This window comes from Shewanella sp. 11B5 (genome assembly GCF_002836795.1).
Taxonomy (GTDB): domain Bacteria; phylum Pseudomonadota; class Gammaproteobacteria; order Enterobacterales; family Shewanellaceae; genus Shewanella; species Shewanella frigidimarina.
Genome location: NZ_PJAP01000145.1, coordinates 1 through 1187, shown reverse-complemented (window position 1 = coordinate 1187; position 1187 = coordinate 1). Strand labels below are relative to the sequence as shown.

The 1187-nt window shown below is 43.0% G+C and carries 1 protein-coding gene and 1 pseudogene; both read right to left on the bottom strand.

Annotated elements, in window-relative coordinates:
• A pseudogene (locus CXF78_RS01215) lies at positions 1–486 on the bottom strand (gamma-glutamyl-phosphate reductase); the annotation flags it as partial.
• Positions 483–1187 (bottom strand): glutamate 5-kinase (gene proB, locus CXF78_RS01210; protein WP_102035739.1); only part of this gene is annotated, 705 nt, incomplete at its 5' end. The gene proB and the pseudogene CXF78_RS01215, both read right to left, overlap by 4 nt.

Here is a 1187-nt window from a genome sequence, read left to right as displayed (position 1 = left end):
TTGTAAAATAGAAGCAATGATTTTACTTGAATGTAGTGCTTCTTTACCGCCACGCAATATCACTGCATTACCTGATTTAAAGCACAATGCACCCGCATCAGCGGTAACATTAGGGCGTGCTTCATAAATCATACAAACAACGCCTAAAGGTACGCGCATTTTTTGAATGTTTAGACCATTTGGTCGCTCACATATTTCACGTACCATGCCGACCGGATCGGGTAATGATGCAACGGTTTCGATACCCGCGGCCATTGATTCAATACGTTCAGGTGTCAGTGTTAGTCGGTCTATCATTGCCGCGCCTAAATCCGCTTTTTCGGCATGGTCAAGATCCAATAAATTCGCTTTAATAATATCGTCGCTGTGTGCTCTAAGTGCACGGGCCATATCAACTAAAATGGTATTTTTAACTTTTTCATCTAATAGGGCTAGAGTTTGTGCCGCTGTGGCTGCTGCTTGCGATAAATCTTTAATTAAACTCATAGTTGCTCCAAAATGGCGATGTTTTTGTCAGAGATCAGTGGGCCCGTTTTTTGCTGGGCATTGTTGGCAAATTCACGATCTTCCTGGTCTGCAATAAAATGTAATAAACAACTACTGTAGTTTGATTTGGCTTTAGCCAATTTAGTACCATCGCCTTTGCGCACTAGAACAGTATCACCGACGGAAAAGTTGCCTCTTACGGCCACTACATCGTCTGTGGTTAGTTGAGTATCATGTTCTTCAAGGTCAGCGCTAAAGTCATTTTCGACAATTAACTCACCTTGAATTTGTGAGGTATGCATCATCCAATGCAAGTGTTCTTGCATCGGTACATCATACGGGGTGAATAAAGTGCCTGGATTTTGGCCCTTTAAAAGTTGATTGAATGTGTCCGCGTCAAAACCATCCACAATCATGGTTTCAATTCCGTGTGAAATCGCTTTCTCAGCGGCTTCAATCTTGGTTAACATGCCACCAGTACCTACGCTGCTCGTAGCACCGCCAGCCATAGCATAAATCTCAGCATTGATTTCACTGACTTGCTTAATTAGCGTGGCATCTTCATGTAAATTAGGGTTTTTAGTATAAAGCCCTTTTACGTCAGAGCAGATAATTAACGCATCTGCATCCGCTGCTGCGGCGACCATAGCTGATAAATTGTCATTATCACCCACACGTAACTTGGCTGCGGTAACAGCATC